Annotated in this window: 1 protein-coding gene; it reads left to right on the plus strand. The window is 55.0% G+C overall.

Translation table 11 applies throughout. The features are described from left to right. The coding region (locus AAHA39_RS20535; RefSeq protein WP_342690039.1) for a DUF5801 repeats-in-toxin domain-containing protein at positions 1–1,568 on the plus strand (1,568 nt) is incomplete at both ends.

The following is a 1,568-nucleotide window of genomic DNA, read 5'->3' on the forward strand; positions in this document are numbered from 1 at the left end:
CCGTGACCGATGCTGATGGTGACCGTGCCAGTGCATCTGTAGACCTGGGCGCCAATGGTGTGTTCCGCTTCGAGGATGACGGCCCCAAAACAAGCAATGTTCAGGCTGCTTTGGTTCTTGATGATGAAGGCCTTGTTGGCGGGATCAATGGTGGCTCTGGTGATGTTGCAGGGGCCAATACCAGCGTCACGGGCAATCTGGTTTATCAGGCTGGGGCTGATGGCCTCAAATCGCTTGAACTCTCCGGGCCTACTGCGTTGGGAAGTGAAAGTGTGACCTCAGGGTGGGATGCCCAAAGTGGAACCTTGTCTATCAGTTCCACTCGCGGTCTCTTGATGACGGTCACCATTACCGACCCGAGCACTGGTGCCTACTCGGTGAAAATTCTGCAGCCCTTGATGCACACAGGGACTGATACCGAAGACAATCTCACCCTCAATGTGGGCTACAAGGTGACAGATGGCGATGGGGACTGTGCCAGTGGCGTACTTGCCGTCACCATTAACGATGATACACCGACAATCCAGGTGGGTGAGCTGTCCCTGACTTCCTCAGTCACCTTCCTGGGTAGCAACGCCGGTTATTCAAATAGCTATGGCTACTACGTCAAAGGTGATGATGGCACTCCGTTGTCCGGCAAAGTCATCTGGGCAAATGTGCACAGTCAGAGTGTGGGAAGCCAGACAGATATCAGTTCGCTGGATCCTGCTCATACCGGGTTCTTTGTTATCCCCAATGGAGGAGCCAATCCCGGTCTTGGCGATGGTGCCGCGGTCACTTTCCAGTTTATTAATGGCAAGTGGCAGGCATTCGTTGGCAGCACTGCGTTGAGTGGGGCCGATGGTGCCAACATCGTGTTCAGCGATGCGAGCCTCAACCCTGGCGGTTCACATTTGCAGGATACCGGTAGCGCAGGCAACCAGAACTGGGAGGATATGACCCTCAACTCGGATTACGACTACAACGATGTCAGCACCACTGTTACTTGGGGCGGTGCTGTGCAGTTGCAGGTCGATGAGTCCAACCTCAATCATGATGCAACAGCTGACTTTAGTGGTGTGTTCAACGTACAGCCGGGGGCTGATGGTCTGGGATCCCAGAGCTACAGCCTGAATGTACAAAATGCCAACTCTGGTCTGATTGATACCGCCACTGGTGAGCAAGTTCAGCTGAGCATGCATGGTTTGATCCTCGAAGGTCGCACGGCCACAACTGGCCAGCTGGTATTTAGCCTCACGGTCGACAGTAGCGGCAAGGTGACCCTTGATCAGCTGCGGGCTGTAGTTCACCCAACCTCTGATCCCGATGAAGCCACCTTTTTGGGCTCTGGCCACGTTAATTTGACTTTGACCGTCACCGATAAGGATGGGGATCACGCAAGCGGGGTTCTGGATATCGGTAAGGTCATCAGCTTCAAGGACGATGGCCCGAGTGCCTCGGCCAAGGCAGCTAGTGCTGGTGCAACTCTGGATGAAAGCGGCGGGTTTGATGCAGTCGACATCAGCAGCAGCGCCATTAGCGGTCTGTTTAATGCCCCGGTGTATGGCACTGACGGCGCAGGCAGCGTG

Origin of the sequence: Aeromonas sp. SE22, from assembly GCF_038739755.1 — a bacterium.
In the GTDB taxonomy this organism is placed as follows: domain Bacteria; phylum Pseudomonadota; class Gammaproteobacteria; order Enterobacterales; family Aeromonadaceae; genus Aeromonas; species Aeromonas jandaei.